Source organism: Actinacidiphila acididurans (assembly GCF_016918855.1).
Taxonomy (GTDB): Bacteria; Actinomycetota; Actinomycetes; order Streptomycetales; family Streptomycetaceae; genus Actinacidiphila; species Actinacidiphila acididurans.
Genome location: NZ_JADKYB010000002.1, coordinates 438170 through 453035, shown reverse-complemented (window position 1 = coordinate 453035; position 14866 = coordinate 438170). Strand labels below are relative to the sequence as shown.

At 73.0% G+C, this 14866-nt stretch carries 16 protein-coding genes; 4 read left to right on the top strand and 12 right to left on the bottom strand.

Features of this window, described 5'->3' with window-relative positions; all coding sequences use genetic code 11:
• The first annotated feature begins 85 nt into the window (after positions 1-85).
• The gene (locus tag ITX44_RS05000; RefSeq protein WP_205355739.1) at positions 86-985 is read left to right on the top strand and encodes a CAP domain-containing protein; all 900 of its coding nucleotides are present in this window, start codon (positions 86-88) and stop codon (positions 983-985) included.
• Positions 986-1028: 43 nt separating this feature from the next.
• Here the strand turns inward: ITX44_RS05000 and mutM are convergent, their stop codons facing one another.
• The 9 genes from mutM to ITX44_RS04955 form a co-directional block, all read right to left on the bottom strand.
• Positions 1029-1895, bottom strand: a complete 867-nt coding sequence (gene mutM, locus ITX44_RS04995) for a bifunctional DNA-formamidopyrimidine glycosylase/DNA-(apurinic or apyrimidinic site) lyase (protein WP_205355738.1) — start codon at positions 1893-1895, stop codon at positions 1029-1031.
• Between the two features lie 108 nt (positions 1896-2003).
• A complete protein-coding gene (rnc, locus tag ITX44_RS04990) occupies positions 2004-2780 on the bottom strand; it encodes a ribonuclease III (protein WP_372440830.1) in 777 nt (258 codons plus the stop codon).
• A 7-nt stretch (positions 2781-2787) separates the two neighbouring features.
• Complete coding sequence (gene rpmF, locus ITX44_RS04985) at positions 2788-2961, bottom strand: 50S ribosomal protein L32 (RefSeq protein ID WP_205355737.1); 174 nt, start codon at positions 2959-2961, stop codon at positions 2788-2790.
• Between the two features lie 2 nt (positions 2962-2963).
• Positions 2964-3545, bottom strand: coding sequence for a YceD family protein (locus ITX44_RS04980; protein ID WP_307795099.1), 582 nt, complete (start codon positions 3543-3545; stop codon positions 2964-2966).
• A gap of 171 nt (positions 3546-3716) precedes the next feature.
• A complete protein-coding gene (locus ITX44_RS04975) occupies positions 3717-4859 on the bottom strand; it encodes a F0F1 ATP synthase subunit B (protein WP_205355736.1) in 1143 nt (380 codons plus the stop codon).
• 10 nt (positions 4860-4869) lie between these two features.
• Complete coding sequence (coaD, locus tag ITX44_RS04970) at positions 4870-5349, bottom strand: pantetheine-phosphate adenylyltransferase (RefSeq protein ID WP_205355735.1); 480 nt, start codon at positions 5347-5349, stop codon at positions 4870-4872.
• A 76-nt stretch (positions 5350-5425) separates the two neighbouring features.
• Positions 5426-6007 (bottom strand): 16S rRNA (guanine(966)-N(2))-methyltransferase RsmD, encoded by a 582-nt coding sequence (gene rsmD, locus ITX44_RS04965; protein ID WP_205355734.1) that lies wholly within the window; start codon positions 6005-6007, stop codon positions 5426-5428.
• A gap of 55 nt (positions 6008-6062) precedes the next feature.
• Positions 6063-8288 (bottom strand): ATP-dependent DNA helicase RecG, encoded by a 2226-nt coding sequence (gene recG, locus ITX44_RS04960; RefSeq protein WP_205355733.1) that lies wholly within the window; start codon positions 8286-8288, stop codon positions 6063-6065.
• A gap of 67 nt (positions 8289-8355) precedes the next feature.
• The gene (locus ITX44_RS04955; RefSeq protein ID WP_205355732.1) at positions 8356-10089 is read right to left on the bottom strand and encodes a DAK2 domain-containing protein; all 1734 of its coding nucleotides are present in this window, start codon (positions 10087-10089) and stop codon (positions 8356-8358) included.
• Positions 10090-10524: 435 nt separating this feature from the next.
• On the opposite strand from ITX44_RS04955, the gene rpmB reads away from it, so the two are divergent.
• Positions 10525-10710 carry a 50S ribosomal protein L28 gene (gene rpmB / locus ITX44_RS04950; RefSeq protein ID WP_205355731.1) on the top strand — a complete coding sequence of 62 codons (186 nt, stop codon included), beginning with the start codon at positions 10525-10527 and terminating at the stop codon, positions 10708-10710.
• A 140-nt stretch (positions 10711-10850) separates the two neighbouring features.
• Here the strand turns inward: rpmB and thiD are convergent, their stop codons facing one another.
• Together thiD and ITX44_RS04940 are read right to left on the bottom strand one after the other, a co-directional pair.
• Complete coding sequence (thiD, locus tag ITX44_RS04945) at positions 10851-11678, bottom strand: bifunctional hydroxymethylpyrimidine kinase/phosphomethylpyrimidine kinase (protein ID WP_205355730.1); 828 nt, start codon at positions 11676-11678, stop codon at positions 10851-10853.
• Entirely contained in the window at positions 11675-12640 is a 966-nt protein-coding gene (locus ITX44_RS04940; protein ID WP_205355729.1) for a thiamine-phosphate kinase, read from the bottom strand. Before ITX44_RS04940 ends, thiD begins: the two co-directional genes overlap by 4 nt.
• Positions 12641-12889: 249 nt before the next feature.
• Between ITX44_RS04940 and ITX44_RS04935 the strand changes: the two genes are divergently transcribed.
• Positions 12890-13123, top strand: coding sequence for an Lrp/AsnC family transcriptional regulator (locus ITX44_RS04935; RefSeq protein ID WP_205043521.1), 234 nt, complete (start codon positions 12890-12892; stop codon positions 13121-13123).
• A 44-nt stretch (positions 13124-13167) separates the two neighbouring features.
• Positions 13168-13653, top strand: coding sequence for a DUF3515 domain-containing protein (locus ITX44_RS04930; protein ID WP_205355891.1), 486 nt, complete (start codon positions 13168-13170; stop codon positions 13651-13653).
• Between the two features lie 65 nt (positions 13654-13718).
• On the opposite strand, the gene ITX44_RS04925 is transcribed toward ITX44_RS04930, so the two are convergent.
• Entirely contained in the window at positions 13719-14855 is a 1137-nt protein-coding gene (locus tag ITX44_RS04925; protein WP_205355728.1) for a D-alanine--D-alanine ligase family protein, read from the bottom strand.
• Between the last annotated feature and the right edge of the window lie 11 nt (positions 14856-14866).

Sequence of the window (14866 nt, the reverse complement as noted above, 5' to 3'; positions counted from 1 at the left end):
CGCTACAGTCGCCCCCCAGCAGGTGTTCACCTGTTCGGAGTAACGGCTCTTGCGCGTCAACCCGAGCCAGTGAGGAGCGCGGCACATGGGGCGGCACAGCCGTCAGGCCCAGCCGGCGGCGGCACCGCAGCCCGGCCCCCGCGGCCATCGCGGGCACCGCAGGCACCATCCGGTCCGCACCGTCCTGCTGGCCTCCTCCGCCGCCATGGCGGTGGGCGCGGTGGCCGCCTCCACGGGAGTGCTGTCGGGGGTCACCGGCCAGTTGCCGTACGGCGGCGGTGACACCTCGGGCGGCACCGGCACCCAGGCCGACGGCCCGGTCCCGGCGCAGACGGGCAGCGACATACCCTCGCCGCTGGGCGGGACCACCACCCCGGCGCCTTCCACGGGCCCGGCCACGGCCGACTCCCCCACCGCGCCCGCGCCCAGCGGCACCCCCACCCGGGCCCCGCGCCCCACCGCCTCCGCCACCAAGGCCGCGAGCCCCACGGCCACCGCCCCGAGTCCGACCCGTACCTCTGCCGCGCCCACCGTGCCGGTACGGACGACCGCGCCGGTCACCCCGTACACCCAGGCGCCGACCACCCGTCCGGCGGCCACGGACGACGTCACCGCCGCGCGGGCGACCATCCTCTCGCTGGTCAACCAGCAGCGCGCCACCGCCGGGTGCGGCCCGCTGACCGCCGACTCCGCCCTGAACGAGCTGGCCCAGAACTTCAGCGAGGACATGGCCGCCCGCGGCTTCTTCGACCACACCGACCCGGACGGCAACACCCCCTGGGACCGGGCCAAGAAGCTCGGCATCACCGGCCTCGGCGGCGAGAACATCGCCCGCGGCCAGGCCGACGCCCAAGCGGTGATGGACGCCTGGATGAACAGCCCCGGCCACCGCGCGAACATCCTGAACTGCGACTTCAAGACCCTCGGCGTCGGCGTCCACTTCGGCGCCGGCGGCCCGTGGTGGACCCAGGACTTCGGCTACTGAGCACGCCGGCTGCGGCAGACCCGCCCGAAGACGCCCCGCGCCCTTACGACGCGGCGCGCGGGGCGGGCTGGCAGCGGGGGCAGAAGTAGCTGGAGCGGTTCATCCAGGCGCGGCGGCGGATCGGGGTGCCGCAGCGGCGGCAGGGGCGGTCCTCGCGGCCGTAGGCGTCCAGGGACCGGTCGAAGTAGCCGGACTCGCCGTTCACGTTCACGTACAGGCTGTCGAAGCTGGTGCCTCCGGCGGCCAGGGCGTCGCCCATCACCTCGCGGATGTGGGTGAGCAGCTCCGCCGTGCGCGGGCGGGTCATGGACGCGGTCGGCCGCTCGTAGTGCAGCTTGGTGCGCCACAGCGCCTCGTCGGCGTAGATGTTGCCGACCCCGCTGATCAGCGACTGGTCCAGCAGGGCGCGCTTGATCGTGGTGCGCTTGCGGCGCAGCGCCGCGTGGAAGGCGTCGTCGTCGAACGCCTCGTCGATCGGGTCCCGCGCGATGTGCGCCAGCGGGTACGGCAGCCCTTCCGGGTCCCCCGCGACGGGCTCGTGCACGGACAGGCCGCCGAAGGTGCGCTGGTCCACGAACCTCAGCTCGGTGCCCTGGGAATCGGTGAACGTCATCCGCACCCGCAGGTGCGTCTCCGGCGGCTCCGGCGCCGGGCGGACGAGGAACTGGCCGCTCATGCCCAGATGCGCGGCCAGCGTCAGGTCCTCCGTCAGCGGCAGCCACAGGTACTTGCCCCTGCGGTGGGCCGGGCCCAGCGTGGCGCCCTGCAGCCGCTTGACGAAGTCCTCCGGGCCCGCCGGATGCCTTCGTACGGCCCTGTTGTGGAGGACGGTCACCTCGTCGACCGTCCGGCCCGACACCCATCGGGCCAGGCCCCTGCGGACCACTTCGACCTCGGGCAGTTCGGGCAAGGCTGACCTTTCGGAATGCGGTGCGCTTCGAGCGCGCTCCAAGGGGCTCGCCCGGCGAACCCTCGCGCTGTCAGGCGCGAGGTGTGCGGGCGAGCCCCGGGAGGACGTTCAGGCGGAGGAAGAGGTGGCCGTTTTCCGGATGGAGCGCCAGGCCGCCTCGGCCGCCTGCTGCTCCGCTTCCTTCTTGCTGCGGCCCGTGCCGGTGCCGTACTCGACACCGCCGACACGGGCGGCAGCCCTGAAGGTCTTCTCGTGGTCGGGTCCGGACTCGGAGACCACGTACTCGGGGACGCCGAGCCCCTCGGTGGCCGTCAGCTCCTGCAAGGACGTCTTCCAGTCCAGGCCGGCGCCGAGGTTGGAGGACTCCTCGATGAGCGGGTCGAAGAGACGGTGGACGAGTTCGGAGGCCGCGTCGAGGCCCTGGTCGAGGTAGACCGCGCCGATCACCGCTTCCAGGGTGTCCGCGAGGATGGATGCCTTGTCCCGGCCGCCGGTGCCCTCTTCGCCCCGGCCGAGCCGGATGAACGCACCCAGGTCCAGGCCGCGGCTGACGCCGGCCAGGGCCCGCGAGTTGACCACGGCCGCGCGCAGCTTGGCGAGCTGGCCCTCGGGCAGGTCGGGGTGGGTGCGGTAGAGGGTGTCCGTGACCACCAGGCCGAGCACGGAGTCCCCGAGGAACTCCAGTCGCTCGTTGGTGGGCAGCCCGCCGTTCTCGTACGCGTACGAGCGGTGGGTCAGCGCACGCACCAGAAGGGCGGGCTCGACCTGGTAGCCGAGCCGCCCTTCCAGGAGCGTGTGGGACGAGGCTTTGTCCGATGCGGCCTGCTGTGCCTGCTGCGACGCCGACGCGTCGGGCTTGGAGGACGTGGACACTGCGCCTGTCACCTGCCGATCAGACCTCGAGGACCTGACGACGGTTGTAGGTGCCGCAGCTCGGGCACGCGACGTGCTGGAGCTTCGGCTCGTGGCAGCGCTCGCACGCCACCAGGCTCACGGGCGCAGCCTTCCACTGCGAACGGCGGTGGCGCGTGTTGCTGCGCGACATCTTCCGCTTCGGAACAGCCACGGCTACTTCTCCTGGTTCTCGTCGGTGTCCGGGTCACCGGCACCGCTCGCTTGGAATTCCTGCAGAGCCGCCCACCGGATGTCGGCGGCCTCGTGGTGGTGGTCCGGGTCGTCGGCGAGCCGGGCCCCGCACTGGGGGCACAGACCCGGGCAGTCGTCCCGGCACACCGGCTGCAGCGGCAGTGCGAGCACCACCGCGTCCCGCAGCACGGGTTCGAGGTCGAACAGGTCGTCCTCGAGGTACAGCGTCTCTTCGTCGGCATCGTCCTCGGCGTCGGCCCCGGCATCACCCCTGCGGGTGGTCCGGGTGTCGGCGTCGGGGTAGGAGAACATCTCCTGGAAGTCCGCGTCGAGCTCGCGCTCGACCGGGTCCAGACACCGTACGCACTCCCCCGTGACCGGTGCCTGGGCGGTGCCGGTGACCAGCACGCCCTCCATCACCGATTCCAGGCGGAGGTCCAGCCGCAGGACCGCGTCCTCCGGGACGCCGATGACCTCGTTGCCGAAGTCCTTGGGCGCCGGTACCTCGCGGGAGACCTTCTTCATCGCACCAGGACGACGGCCCAGCTCGTGCGTGTCGAACACGAGCGGGTCACGCGGGTCGAGGCGGGTGTTCAGAGCTTCCTGCTTTCATCGGTACGGCCGGGGCCCGGGTCCTTGCGGGCGGGCAGGCCGAAGCGCCGGCGATTCACACGGCTGGAGCTGACAGGATACTGGACGCCCCGCCCGCACCCAAACGCGGCCGCTCGAGACCGGTCAGCGGCCCTGTTCCAGCTCCCGCAGCCGGTTGAGGTCGATCATCCCGGTGTCGAAGAAGCTGGTCTCGTCCAGTGCGGCGGGCTGCTGGCCGTAGCCGTGGCCCTGCTGCTGGTACGGGATCTGCCCGCCGTACTGCTGGTCCTGGCCGTCGTGCTGCTGGTCGTAGCCCTGCTGCTGGTACTCGTAGCCGGCCGGGTCGGGCTGCTGCGGGTAGCCCTGCTGGCCGCCGTAGGGGTCGGCGTAGGCGGCCGGCGCGTACTCCGGCGCCTGCGGGTACTCGTACGGCTGCTGGTAGCCGTAGGCGGGGTCGGGCTGCTGCTGGTCGGTGCCGCCGGGGGCGACCGCGGCCGGCTCGTAGCCGTAGCGGGACAGGTCGGCCTGCTCGGGGGCCGCGGGGGCGGCGAGCCCGGCCAGGTACTCGTCGTCGCTCTGCCGGTGGTGGCCGTTGGGGTCGGTGCCTGCCGCGTCCTGGGCGGCCATGTGCGCGGCCAGGTCGTCGATCGGGTTGTGGCCGGTGAGCTTGAGCCGGCCGCGGCCGACCGCCTCCAGGGTCTTGGACAGCACCGCCTCGAAGGCGCCGAGCTTGGTGTCCACGTACTCGTCGGCACGGCGGCGCAGCGTCTCGGGATCGGCGCTGCGCTCGGGGGCGTCCGGGTCGTCCTCGGCGGCGTAGCCCTGGGCGTCGTCGGCGTACGGGTCGCGGCCGAGCAGTTTCTCGCGGCCGCGGTCCACCGAGCCGATGGTCTTGGTGAGGACCACCTCGAAGTTGGCCAGTTTGCTGTCGACGTAGTCGTCGGCCTCGGCCCGGATCTCGTCGGCCTCGCGGCGCGCCTCGGCGAGGATCCGCTCGGCCTCGTCCTGGGACTGCCGGGCGATCTGGGTGTCGGAGACCAGCGAGCCGCGCTCGGCGTGCGCGGACTCGATGATCCGCTGGGCCTCGGCGCGCGCCTCCTGGACCATCTGCTCCCGGTCGCCGAGCAGTTCCTGGGCCTGCGAGAGGGAGTCAGGGAGTGCCGCGGAGACCTCCTGCAGCATGGCCAGCAGCTCGGCCCGGTTCACCACGCACGAGGCCGACATGGGCATGGACCGCGCGTTGGCGATGGTCGCGGCGATGTCGTCGAGCTTCTTCTGGACGTCCACGACGAAGACTCTACTGCTGCCGGAGCTTGGTGCTCAGCGCCTCCAGGACCGGCGGCGGCACCAAGTGCGAGATGTCGCCGCCCCATTGGGCGACTTCCTTGACGAGGCTGGAGGACAGGAAGCTGTAGGCGGGGTTGGTGGGGACGAAGAGGGTCTCCACACCGGTCAGGCCGATGTTCATCTGGGCCATCTGCAGTTCGTAGTCGAAGTCGCTGACGGCTCGCAGGCCCTTGACGATGGCCGGGATGTCGCGCTGCTTGCAGAAGTCCACCAGCAGGCCGTGGAAGGCCTCGACCTTCACGTTGCCGAGGTCGCCGGTGACCGCCTCGATCAGGGCGATCCGCTCCTCGATGGTGAACAGGCCCTTCTTGGACTTGTTGATCATTACGGCGACGTGCACGGTGTCGTACAGCCGGGCGGCGCGGGCGATGATGTCGAGGTGTCCGTTGGTGATGGGGTCGAAGGACCCGGGACAGACTGCGCGGCGCAAGACTGGCTCCTCGCTCGTGGTACGTGCGTTCCGGGTGAGGCTCATGGCGGGCTCGTGTCTGCTCTGCTCGGCGGGCTCATGCCCCGGGGGTGACCCGGGCGGCGCGACCGTACCAAAGAGTCGCTTCGCCGTAGCGCCGGGAGCGCAAGCCCTCGAACCCGTGGGGCCAGTCGAACTCCCCGCCGCGGGTCCTGCGCTCCACGGTGACCAGCGCCCGCCCGGCCAGCCAGCGGTTGTCCAGGAGTGTGAGAAGGATCTCCCGCACTTCGGCGTCGGGGACGTCGTAGGGCGGGTCGAGGAAGACCACGTCGTAGGGGGCGCCCGGGGCGGGCGCGGCCACCGTCTTGTCGGCGCGGGCGGTGTGCAGTTCGGCGCCGGGCAGGCCGAGGGCGGCGATGTTCTGCCGGACCACCCGGGCGGCCCGGGGTTCGGCCTCGACCAGCAGGACGTGGGCGGCGCCGCGGGAGAGCGCTTCGAGGCCGACCGCGCCGGAGCCGGCGTACAGGTCGGCGACCCTGGCGCCGTCCATGGTGCCGAGCAGCGACTCCCAGGTGGAGAACAGCGCTTCGCGGGCCCGGTCCGACGTCGGCCTGGTGCCGGTCCCGGGCGGCACGGCCAGTCGCCGCCCTCCGGCGGCGCCGGCGATCACGCGGGTCATGAGCTGCTCACGCCGCCGACCCTACCGCTGGGCCGGGGCGGTCAGGCACGCCTGGTCATCCCTTGTCCAGGAACTCCTCCCGCTCGGCGTCCAGCAGGCTGTCCAGGGCGCCGCGCAGGTCCGGGTGGGCGGTCAGTTCGGGGTCGGCGGTCACGATCCGTACGGCCTCCTCGCGGGCCGCCTCGATGACCTCGCGGTCGTCCATGACGGCGAGCATCCGCAGCGAGGAGCGGGCGCCGGACTGGGCCTGGCCGAGGACGTCGCCCTCGCGGCGCTGCTCCAGGTCGATCTCGGACAGCGCGAAGCCGTCCAGGGTGCGGGCGACCGCGTCCAGCCGGTCCCGGGCGCCGCTGGCCTCGGGCGCCTCGGAGACCAGCAGGCACAGGCCCGGCGCCGAGCCGCGGCCGACCCGGCCGCGCAACTGGTGGAGCTGGGAGACGCCGAACCGGTCGGCGTCCATGATCACCATCACGGTGGCGTTCGGCACGTTGACGCCCACCTCGATGACGGTGGTGGCCACCAGGACGTCGAGTTCGCCGGCCGCGAAGGCGCGCATCACCTCGTCCTTGGCGTCGGGCGCCATCCTGCCGTGCAGCACCGCCACCCGCAGCCCGTTCAGCGGCCCGGCGGCGAGCTGTCCGGCCACGTCCAGGACGGCCAGCGGCGGCCTGCGTTCGCCGTCGCCGCCTGCCTTTTCCGCGGCCTTGGCGGCGGCTTTGGTGTCCTCCTCGTCGCCGATGCGCGGACACACCACATACGCCTGGTGTCCGCCGGAGACCTCCTCGCGCACCCGCTCCCAGGCCCGGGCCAGGAAGTGCGGCTTCTCGGCGGCGGGTACGACGTGGGAGGCGATCGGCGAGCGGCCGGCGGGCAGTTGGGACAGCACGGAGGTGTCCAGGTCGCCGAAGACGGTCATCGCGACCGTACGGGGAATGGGCGTGGCGGTCATCACCAGCAGGTGCGGGGGGCGTTCGGCCTTGGCGCGCAGGGCGTCGCGCTGCTCGACGCCGAACCGGTGCTGCTCGTCCACCACGACCAGGCCCAGGTCGTGGAACTTCACCTTGTCCTCGATCAGGGCGTGGGTGCCCACCACGATGCCGGCCTCCCCGGTGACCAGGTCCAGCAGCGCCTGGCGGCGGGCGGCGGCGCCCATGGAGCCGGTCAGCAGCACCACCTTGGTGCCGGTGTCGGCGCCGCCGAGCATCCCGGACTCGGCCAGGTCGCCCATCATCTCGGTGATCGAGCGGTGGTGCTGCTGGGCCAGCACCTCGGTGGGGGCGAGCATCGCGGCCTGGCCGCCGGTGTCCACCACGCCGAGCATCGCCCGCAGCGCCACCATGGTCTTGCCGGAGCCCACCTCGCCCTGGAGCAGGCGGTGCATGGGGTGCGGCTGCGCCAGGTCGGCGAAGATCTCGCCGCTGACCTCGCGCTGACCGTCGGTGAGGGTGAACGGCAGCCGGGCGTCGAAGGCGGTCAGCAGGCCGTCCGGGCCGGGCTTCCTGGGCACCGCGGACAACGCGGAGTCCGCGGCCCGGCGGCGGGCCAGGGCGACCTGGAGGACGAACGCCTCGTCCCACTTCAGCCGGGTCCGGGCGGCGGCGATGTCGGCCTTGGCACGCGGCCGGTGCACCAGCTCCAGTGCCTGCGGCAGTCCGGTCAGGCCGCGCGAGTGCCGCAGCGCCTCCGGCAGCGGGTCGCCGACGCCCTGCCAGTCGATGGCCTCCAGCGAGTTGAGCGCGGTGTCGACGGCCTGGGCGATCCGCCACGAGGTGATCTGCTTGACGGCCGGGTAGAGCGGGATCAGCCGGCCGGCGAAGGCGTCCACCGCCTCCTTGCCCTCGTCGGCGTCCAGGAGCTGGTAGTCGGGGTGGGCGAGCTGGCGGACCCGGTTGAAGACGGTGACCTTGCCGGAGAACATGCCGCGCCGGCCCGGGATCAGGCGGTGGGCGTGCACATGGGCGGACTTGTTGAAGAAGACCAGGGTCAGCGCGCCGCTGCCGTCGGTGACCTGCACTTCCAGGCGCACTCCGGAACCGCCGCCATAGGTGCGCTTGTCGGCCTTGGCGATCTGCGCGACCACGGTGACGTACTCGTCCACCGGCAGGTCGGCGAGCCGGGTCAGCTCACCGCGCTCGGCGTACCTGCGCGGGTAGTGGTGCAGCAGGTCGCCGGTGGTGCGCAGCCCGAGGTGCTCGTCGAGGACCTTCGCGGTGCGGTCGCCGACGAGCCTGCGCAGGGGTTCGTCCAGGGGGTTGGTCGCTGTCGCAGTCATCGCCCCCATGGTCGCGCACGGCACCGACATTCCGCGGACCGGCCGCGCGCAGCGGTGTCGTGCGGCCGCTGCTGCGCTACTCCACGCCGATCAGCAGCGGGCGGGTGTGGTCGCCGCCCTCGTAGGCGACGGTGTCGACCGCCAGGTGGGCCTCGCGGACGTGCGCCTCGACCTGTTCGGCCAGGTCCGGCGGAGCGCCGGCGCCGAGCACCAGGGTGACGAGTTCGCCGCCGGCGGCCAGCATGCGCTCCAGTACGGCGACGGCGGTGCCCGACAGGCTGCTGCCGATGACGGCGACATCGCCGTCGATCATGCCGAGCACGTCGCCGGCCTGGCAGATCCCGGCCATCGTCCACGACTCGGCCTCGGCGACGGCCAGTTCGGCGTAACGGGTGGCGCCGGCCGCCGCGGTCATGGCGACCACGTCCTCGTCGAAGCGGCGGGAGGGCTGGTGGACGGCGAGCGCGGCCAGGCCCTGGACCGGGGAGCGGGTGGGCACCAGGGCGACCCGGACCCCGGCGGTACGGGCCTGCTCGGCGGCGGCGCCCGCGACGGGCCGCAGGTCGGCGTCATTGGGCAGCAGGACGACCTCGCGGGCGTGCGCGCGGCGGATGGCGGCGGCGATCTCGCCGCTGGCCGGCGGCTCGTCCGGGCGCACCTCGACCACGATCCCGCCGGCCTGCTCGCACAGCTCGGCCAGGCCGCGGCCGGGCACCAGCGCCACCACCGCCCGCACGGCCGGCTCCGGCGCGGGCGCGGCGGCCTGCGCCCCGAAGTACGTCACCTTGATCCGGTACGGCCGCCCGGCCTCGATTCCCGCCTCAATGGCGGCGCCCACGTCGTCGACGTGCACATGGACGTGCCACAGCCCGTCGCCGCCCACGACCACCAGCGACTCCCCGAGCCGGTCCAGCCGCCGCCGCAGCGCCCCGACCGCTGCCTCCCCCGCCTCCAGCAGGTACACCACCTCGAACCCGGGCCCGCCCTCGCCGGCCTCCCCGTCCGCCGGGCAGCCGGGGTCCTCGGGCAGGCCGCTGTCCGTCGCAATGGCGGGCGCGAGCGGCTCCGGTACGGCGTCGGTGTCGGCGTCCGCCCGCGGCAATGGCGCCGGCTGCGGCGAAGGCGCGGCAATGGCGCCGGGGCGGGCCGGGGCCTCGCCCGTGACGGCCTCGCACAGCGCGGCGAGGACGGCGAGCAGGCCGAGACCGCCGGCGTCCACCACACCCGCCCGGCGCAGCGGGTCGAGCTGGGCGGTAGTGGCGGCCAGGGCGGTACGGGCACCGGCGTGCGCGGCCCGGACCACCTCGCCCAGGCCGCCCGCGGTCCGCTCGGCGGCCTCGGCGGCGCCCCTGGCGACGGTGAGCATGGTGCCCTCGACAGGCCGCGCGACGGCCTCGTACGCGGAGGCGGCCGCCGCCTTGAGCGCCTGGCGCAGCGCTCGCGCGGCGTCGGGGTCGCTGCCCGGAACGGGGCCGGTCTCGTCGGCCGCGGCCACCGCCTCGTTCATGCCGCGCAGCAGCTGCGCGAGGATCGTGCCGGAGTTGCCGCAGGCCCCGATCAGCGCGCCGTGCGACATCGCCCGGAACGCCTCGGCCAGGGAGGGCCGGGAGCCGCCCGACGCGTGCGCCTCGAAGACCGCCTCGACCGCCTGGGCGGCGGACTCCACGGTGAGGAAGACGTTGGTCCCGGTGTCGCCGTCCGCGACCGGAAAGACGTTGATCGCGTCGATCTCCTCGCGGGCCCGCCCCAGCGCCTTGAGCGAGAGCCGGCACCAGGTGCGGACCGCGGAAGCGTCGAGCGCGGGCGGCAAGGGTCCTCCTGCGGAGTTGCTTGACTGACGTGGTTGAGCCTATCCGGGAGGGTGCCGCGATTCCGGCTCGGAGTTTTCGCCCGGGCTCGGGTCCCGCCTGGCGGCGGGGCGGTTCGCCGGGAGTACCCGGGCCGCGGCTGCGCCGCGGGGCTCGCCAGGAGTGCCCCGAAGGGGCGCGGGGAACTGCGCGCTCAGCCACATCCGTGGCGCGGGTCGCCACCGGCCCGAAGGGGCTGTTGCTGTCGTGTCCGGACCACCGGCCGGTGGCCGGTTGCTCGCGCAGTTCCCCGCGCCCCCGGGTACTCCGGGCGAACCGCCCACCGTTCGGTCGTGGTAATTTCGAGGTACGGGAGCGGGCGTTGTATGCTGCTCCGGTTGCCCGAGGTCTCCTCGGGTTTTTCATCGTACGTGTATCTGAAGTCTTTGGAGTGACCCGTGGCTGCAACCTGTGATGTCTGCGGCAAGGGGCCGGGCTTCGGCAACAGCATCTCCCACTCGCACCGCCGTACTCCGCGTCGTTGGAACCCCAACATCCAGCGCGTTCGTGCGGTCGTCGGGAAGACGCCGAAGCGGCTCAATGTCTGCACCTCGTGCATCAAGGCCGGCAAGGTGACGCGCTGAGCGAGTAGTACCGCTCCGCCCGCGCGGAGCCGGTCCGGTCACTCACCGGCCCGCGCGTCCATGCGAATGTCAGCCCTTGCGGCTCTCCGGAAGCCGATCCGCCCCCGGGCGGGTCGGCTTCCGGCGTTGTCAGGGGTGTTTCAGTGTCCGGGGTCCCGGCCGCGCCAGCCGTGGTCGACGGGGCCGATGCCGGCGCCGAGCGGGAAACCCGCCGCAATGGCGCCGGTCACGTAGTCCTTGGCGAGTTCCACCGCTCGCGGCACCTCGTGACCCAGTGCCAGGTACGAGGCGATGGCGCTGGCCAGGGTGCAGCCGGTGCCGTGGGTGTGGGTGACGGGCAGCCGGGGGGCGCGGAACCGGTGCTGGTGGTGGCCGTCGGTGAGCAGGTCCACCGCGTCGCTGCCGGCCCCGAGGTGGCCGCCCTTGACGAGCACCCAGCGCGGGCCGTGCGCGAGGACCGCGCGGGCGGCGGCCGGCAGGTCGCGTTCGTGCTCGACGACCACCCCGGTAAGGTCGGCGACCTCGTCGAGGTTGGGGGTGGCGACCGTGGCGACGGGCAGCAGCTCGGTGCGTACGGTCTCCAGCGCCTGTTCGGCCAGCAGCCGGTCACCGTGCTTGGAGACCCCGACGGGGTCCACCACGACGGGCGCGTCCACTTCGGTGAGCAGGCCGGCCACGGTGGCCACGAGCGGGGCCGAGGCGAGCATGCCGGTCTTGACGGCCTGGACCCCGATGTCGTCGGCGACCGCGCGGAACTGGGCGCGTACCGCCTCCTGCGGCAGTTCCCAGACGCCGTGCACACCGAGGGAGTTCTGGGCGGTCACCGCGGTGACCACGCTCATCCCGTGCACGCCGAGGGCCAGCATCGTCTTCAGGTCGGCCTGGATGCCGGCCCCGCCGGCCGAGTCGGAGCCGGCGATCGTGAGCACCCGGGCGGGGGTCCGGGCCGGCGGGGCCTGCGGGGTCACGGCCGGTCGCCGAAGTGGTCCCAGCCGCCGGCGGTCTCCCAGGGCGCGCCGTCCACGGTGACCTGGGGGGTGCGGCCGGCCACGGGACCGACCTCGCCGATGACCCGCCAGCGGGCGGGCAGTTTGACGTCCGGGGGGAAGGCGGCGGCGATCGCGTGGTCCTCGCCGCCGGTGAGCACCCAGTGCAGCGGGTCGACGCCGACGGCCTGGCCGATGTCGGCCATCTGGGCGGGCACATCTATCGCGGCCGAGCGCAGGTCGATGTCGGCTCGGCTGGCGGCGGCGACATGGCCGAGGTCGGCGACCAGGCCGTCGCTGATGTCGGTCATGGCGGTGGCGCCGAGTTCGGCGGCCGCGGGCCCGGCGTGGTACGGGGGTTCGGGCCGGCGGTGGGCCTCGACGAAGGCGCGCGGGGAGCGGAAGCCGCGGGAGAGCACGGCGTAACCGGCCGCGGACCAGCCGAGCCAGCCGGTGACGGCGATCAGGTCGCCCGGCCGGGCTCCCGATCGGGTGACGGGCGGCCGGTTGCGCAGGTCCCCCAGTGCGGTGACGGCGACCGTGATGGTGTCGCCGCGCACCACGTCGCCGCCGACCACGGCCGCGCCGGCGACCTGGCACTCGTCACGGATGCCGTCCATCAGCTCGACCGGCCAGGTGGCGGGCAGGTCGGCGGGGACGACCAGGCCCAGCAGCACCGCGGTGGGCATCGCGCCCATGGCGGCGATGTCGGCGAGGTTCTGCGCGGCGGCCTTGCGGCCCACGTCGTAGGCGGTGGACCAGTCGCGGCGGAAGTGCCGGCCCTCCAGCAGCACGTCGGTGGTGGCCACGACCCGGCGGTCGGGCGCGGCGATCACGGCCGCGTCGTCACCCGGGCCGAGCTGCACCGCGGGGGTCGAGGTGAGGCGGGAGGTCAGCTCCCTGATGAGCCCGAACTCCCCCAGCTCGCCCACAGTCCCCTTCATCCCTTGGTCCCCTCGGCTCTCGTCGGCTCTCGCCTGCGTGTGTGTCGGTCCGGTCTGCGTCTGTCAGGTGCGGTCGGTCTGCCGGTCGGTCCAGCAGTCGGGTGGTGCGGTCGGGTGGGGCCGGGGCCCCGGAAAACCCGTGGAAAAAGGGGGTGCCGGCTCCCGCGCGGGTCTCCCCGCTGCGTGCGACGACGCGGTAACGTGGCGTCCCCTTTCCCACATGATCCTCGAAGCCGCCCTGGAGGTTCCGTGGTACAGGCGTACATCCTGATTCAGACCGAGGTCGGCAAGGCCTCGGCAGTAGCGGAGGTGATCTCCAAGATCGACGGTGTGATCCAGGCCGAGGACGTCACGGGGCCGTACGACGTGATCGTGCGCGCGCAGGCCGACACGGTCGACGAGCTCGGCCGCATGGTGGTGGCCAGAGTCCAGCAAGTGGACGGGATCACCCGCACACTTACCTGTCCCGTGGTCCATATCTAGCTCTCGTCCAGTCCTCTTCGACCCCCGACTATGCTCGCCCGGTGATGATGTATCGCCGGATCGTGCTGATTGCCGTGTCCGCCGTCGCCGTGGGTTCCGCGGCGGCGGTCTACGCGTTCACCGCGGATCCGTCCGGTGCGGACGGAGCGCTTTCGGTACCGATACCCGACCCGCAGGTGGCGTCGTACTGCCGGGCTCTGCACGCGGCCCTGCCCTCGCGGGTGGACGGACTCCCCCGGCATGATCTCAAGCCGGTCTCCGATCTGACCGCGGGGTGGGGCTCGCCGGCGATCGTGCTGCGCTGCGGAGTGCAGGAGCCGGTCGTCGACCGCAACCCCGACGCCGACGCGGTGAGCGTGGACGGGGTGGGGTGGGTGATCGAGCAGCAGCCGGGCGGGAAGTTCCGGCTGACCACCACGCTGCGCAAGGCGTACGTCGAGGTGACGCTGCCCAAGAAGTGGGCCGGCGACCTCGATCCGCTGACCGACCTGGCGGGCGCGGTGAAACGTACCGTCCCCGAGGGCATCTGAGCCCACGCGGGAGTACCGGCCCCGATGGGCCCCCGAAGGCCCGGGGGTACGGGGCCGGTCCCGGTTCAGCGCAGGCCGGTGGAGCGGCGCAGGGCGGCCTGGATCAGCAGGTCGATCAACTGCGGGTAGTCGACCCCGCTCTCCTGCCACATCCGCGGGTACATCGAGATCGGCGTGAAGCCGGGCATGGTGTTGATCTCGTTGATCACGAACTCGCCGCTGTCCAGCAGGAAGAAGTCGGCGCGCACCAGGCCCTCGCAGGAGACCGCCTCGAAGGCCTGCACGGCCAGTTCCTGCACCCGCGCGGTCTGCTCGGGGGTGAGCGGCGCGGGCACCACGCCCTCGGCGGAGTCGATGTACTTGGCCTCGAAGTCGTAGAAGTCGTGCGCGCTCACCGGCGGGATCTCGGCGGGCACCGAGGCGCGCGGGCCGTCCTCGAACTCCAGGACACCGCACTCGATCTCGCGGCCGCGCAGCAGCGCCTCGACGATCACCTTGGGGTCGTGCCGACGGGCCTCTTCGATGGCGGCGTCCAGCGCGTCGGGACCCTCCGCCTTGCTGATCCCGAAGGACGAGCCGGCCCGGGCGGGCTTCACGAACAGCGGCCAGCCGTGCTCGGCGGCGAACTCCCCGATCCGGGCCCGCACCGCGGCCGGGTCCCGCTCCCACTCGCGGGGGCGGATCACCGTGTACGGGCCGACGGCCAGCCCGTAGGAGGTGAAGATACGTTTCATGTACTCCTTGTCCATGCCGACGGCGGACGCGAGCACGCCCGCGCCGACGTAGGGGACTCCGGAGAGCTCCAGCAGGCCCTGGAGGGTGCCGTCCTCGCCGTAGGGGCCGTGCAGCAGGGGCAGGACGACGTCGACCTCGCCGAGCGCCTTGGGCACGGCGCCGGGTTCGGTGTAGACGACCTCGCGGCTGCCGGGGTCGACGGGCAGCACCACGGCGCCCTCGTGGTCGGTGACCTGCTCGACGCTGGGCATCCGGCGGTCCTCGATCGCCATCCGCTCGGGTTCGTCGGCGGTCAGCGCCCAGCGGCCTTCGGTGGTGATACCGATGGGCAGGACGTCGTACCTGTCGCGGTCGATGGCACGCAGCACGCTGGCCGCGGTCACCACGGACACGCCGTGCTCGGAACTGCGGCCGCCGAAGACGACGGCGACGCGCGGCTTGCGCTCGGATTTCTGCACGTGGTTCATATCGCGTTGAC

What these genes read in the sequence shown, in the direction of transcription:
- recG (WP_205355733.1), bottom strand. Translation starts at nt 8,288, where the DNA reads ATGGGGGCGATGACTGCGACAGCGACCAACCCCCTGGACGAACCCCTG.
- ITX44_RS05000 (WP_205355739.1), top strand. Translation starts at nt 86, where the DNA reads ATGGGGCGGCACAGCCGTCAGGCCCAGCCGGCGGCGGCACCGCAGCCC.
- ITX44_RS04930 (WP_205355891.1), top strand. Translation starts at nt 13,168, where the DNA reads ATGATGTATCGCCGGATCGTGCTGATTGCCGTGTCCGCCGTCGCCGTG.
- rsmD (WP_205355734.1), bottom strand. Translation starts at nt 6,007, where the DNA reads ATGACCCGCGTGATCGCCGGCGCCGCCGGAGGGCGGCGACTGGCCGTG.
- ITX44_RS04925 (WP_205355728.1), bottom strand. Translation starts at nt 14,855, where the DNA reads ATGAACCACGTGCAGAAATCCGAGCGCAAGCCGCGCGTCGCCGTCGTC.
- ITX44_RS04940 (WP_205355729.1), bottom strand. Translation starts at nt 12,640, where the DNA reads ATGAAGGGGACTGTGGGCGAGCTGGGGGAGTTCGGGCTCATCAGGGAG.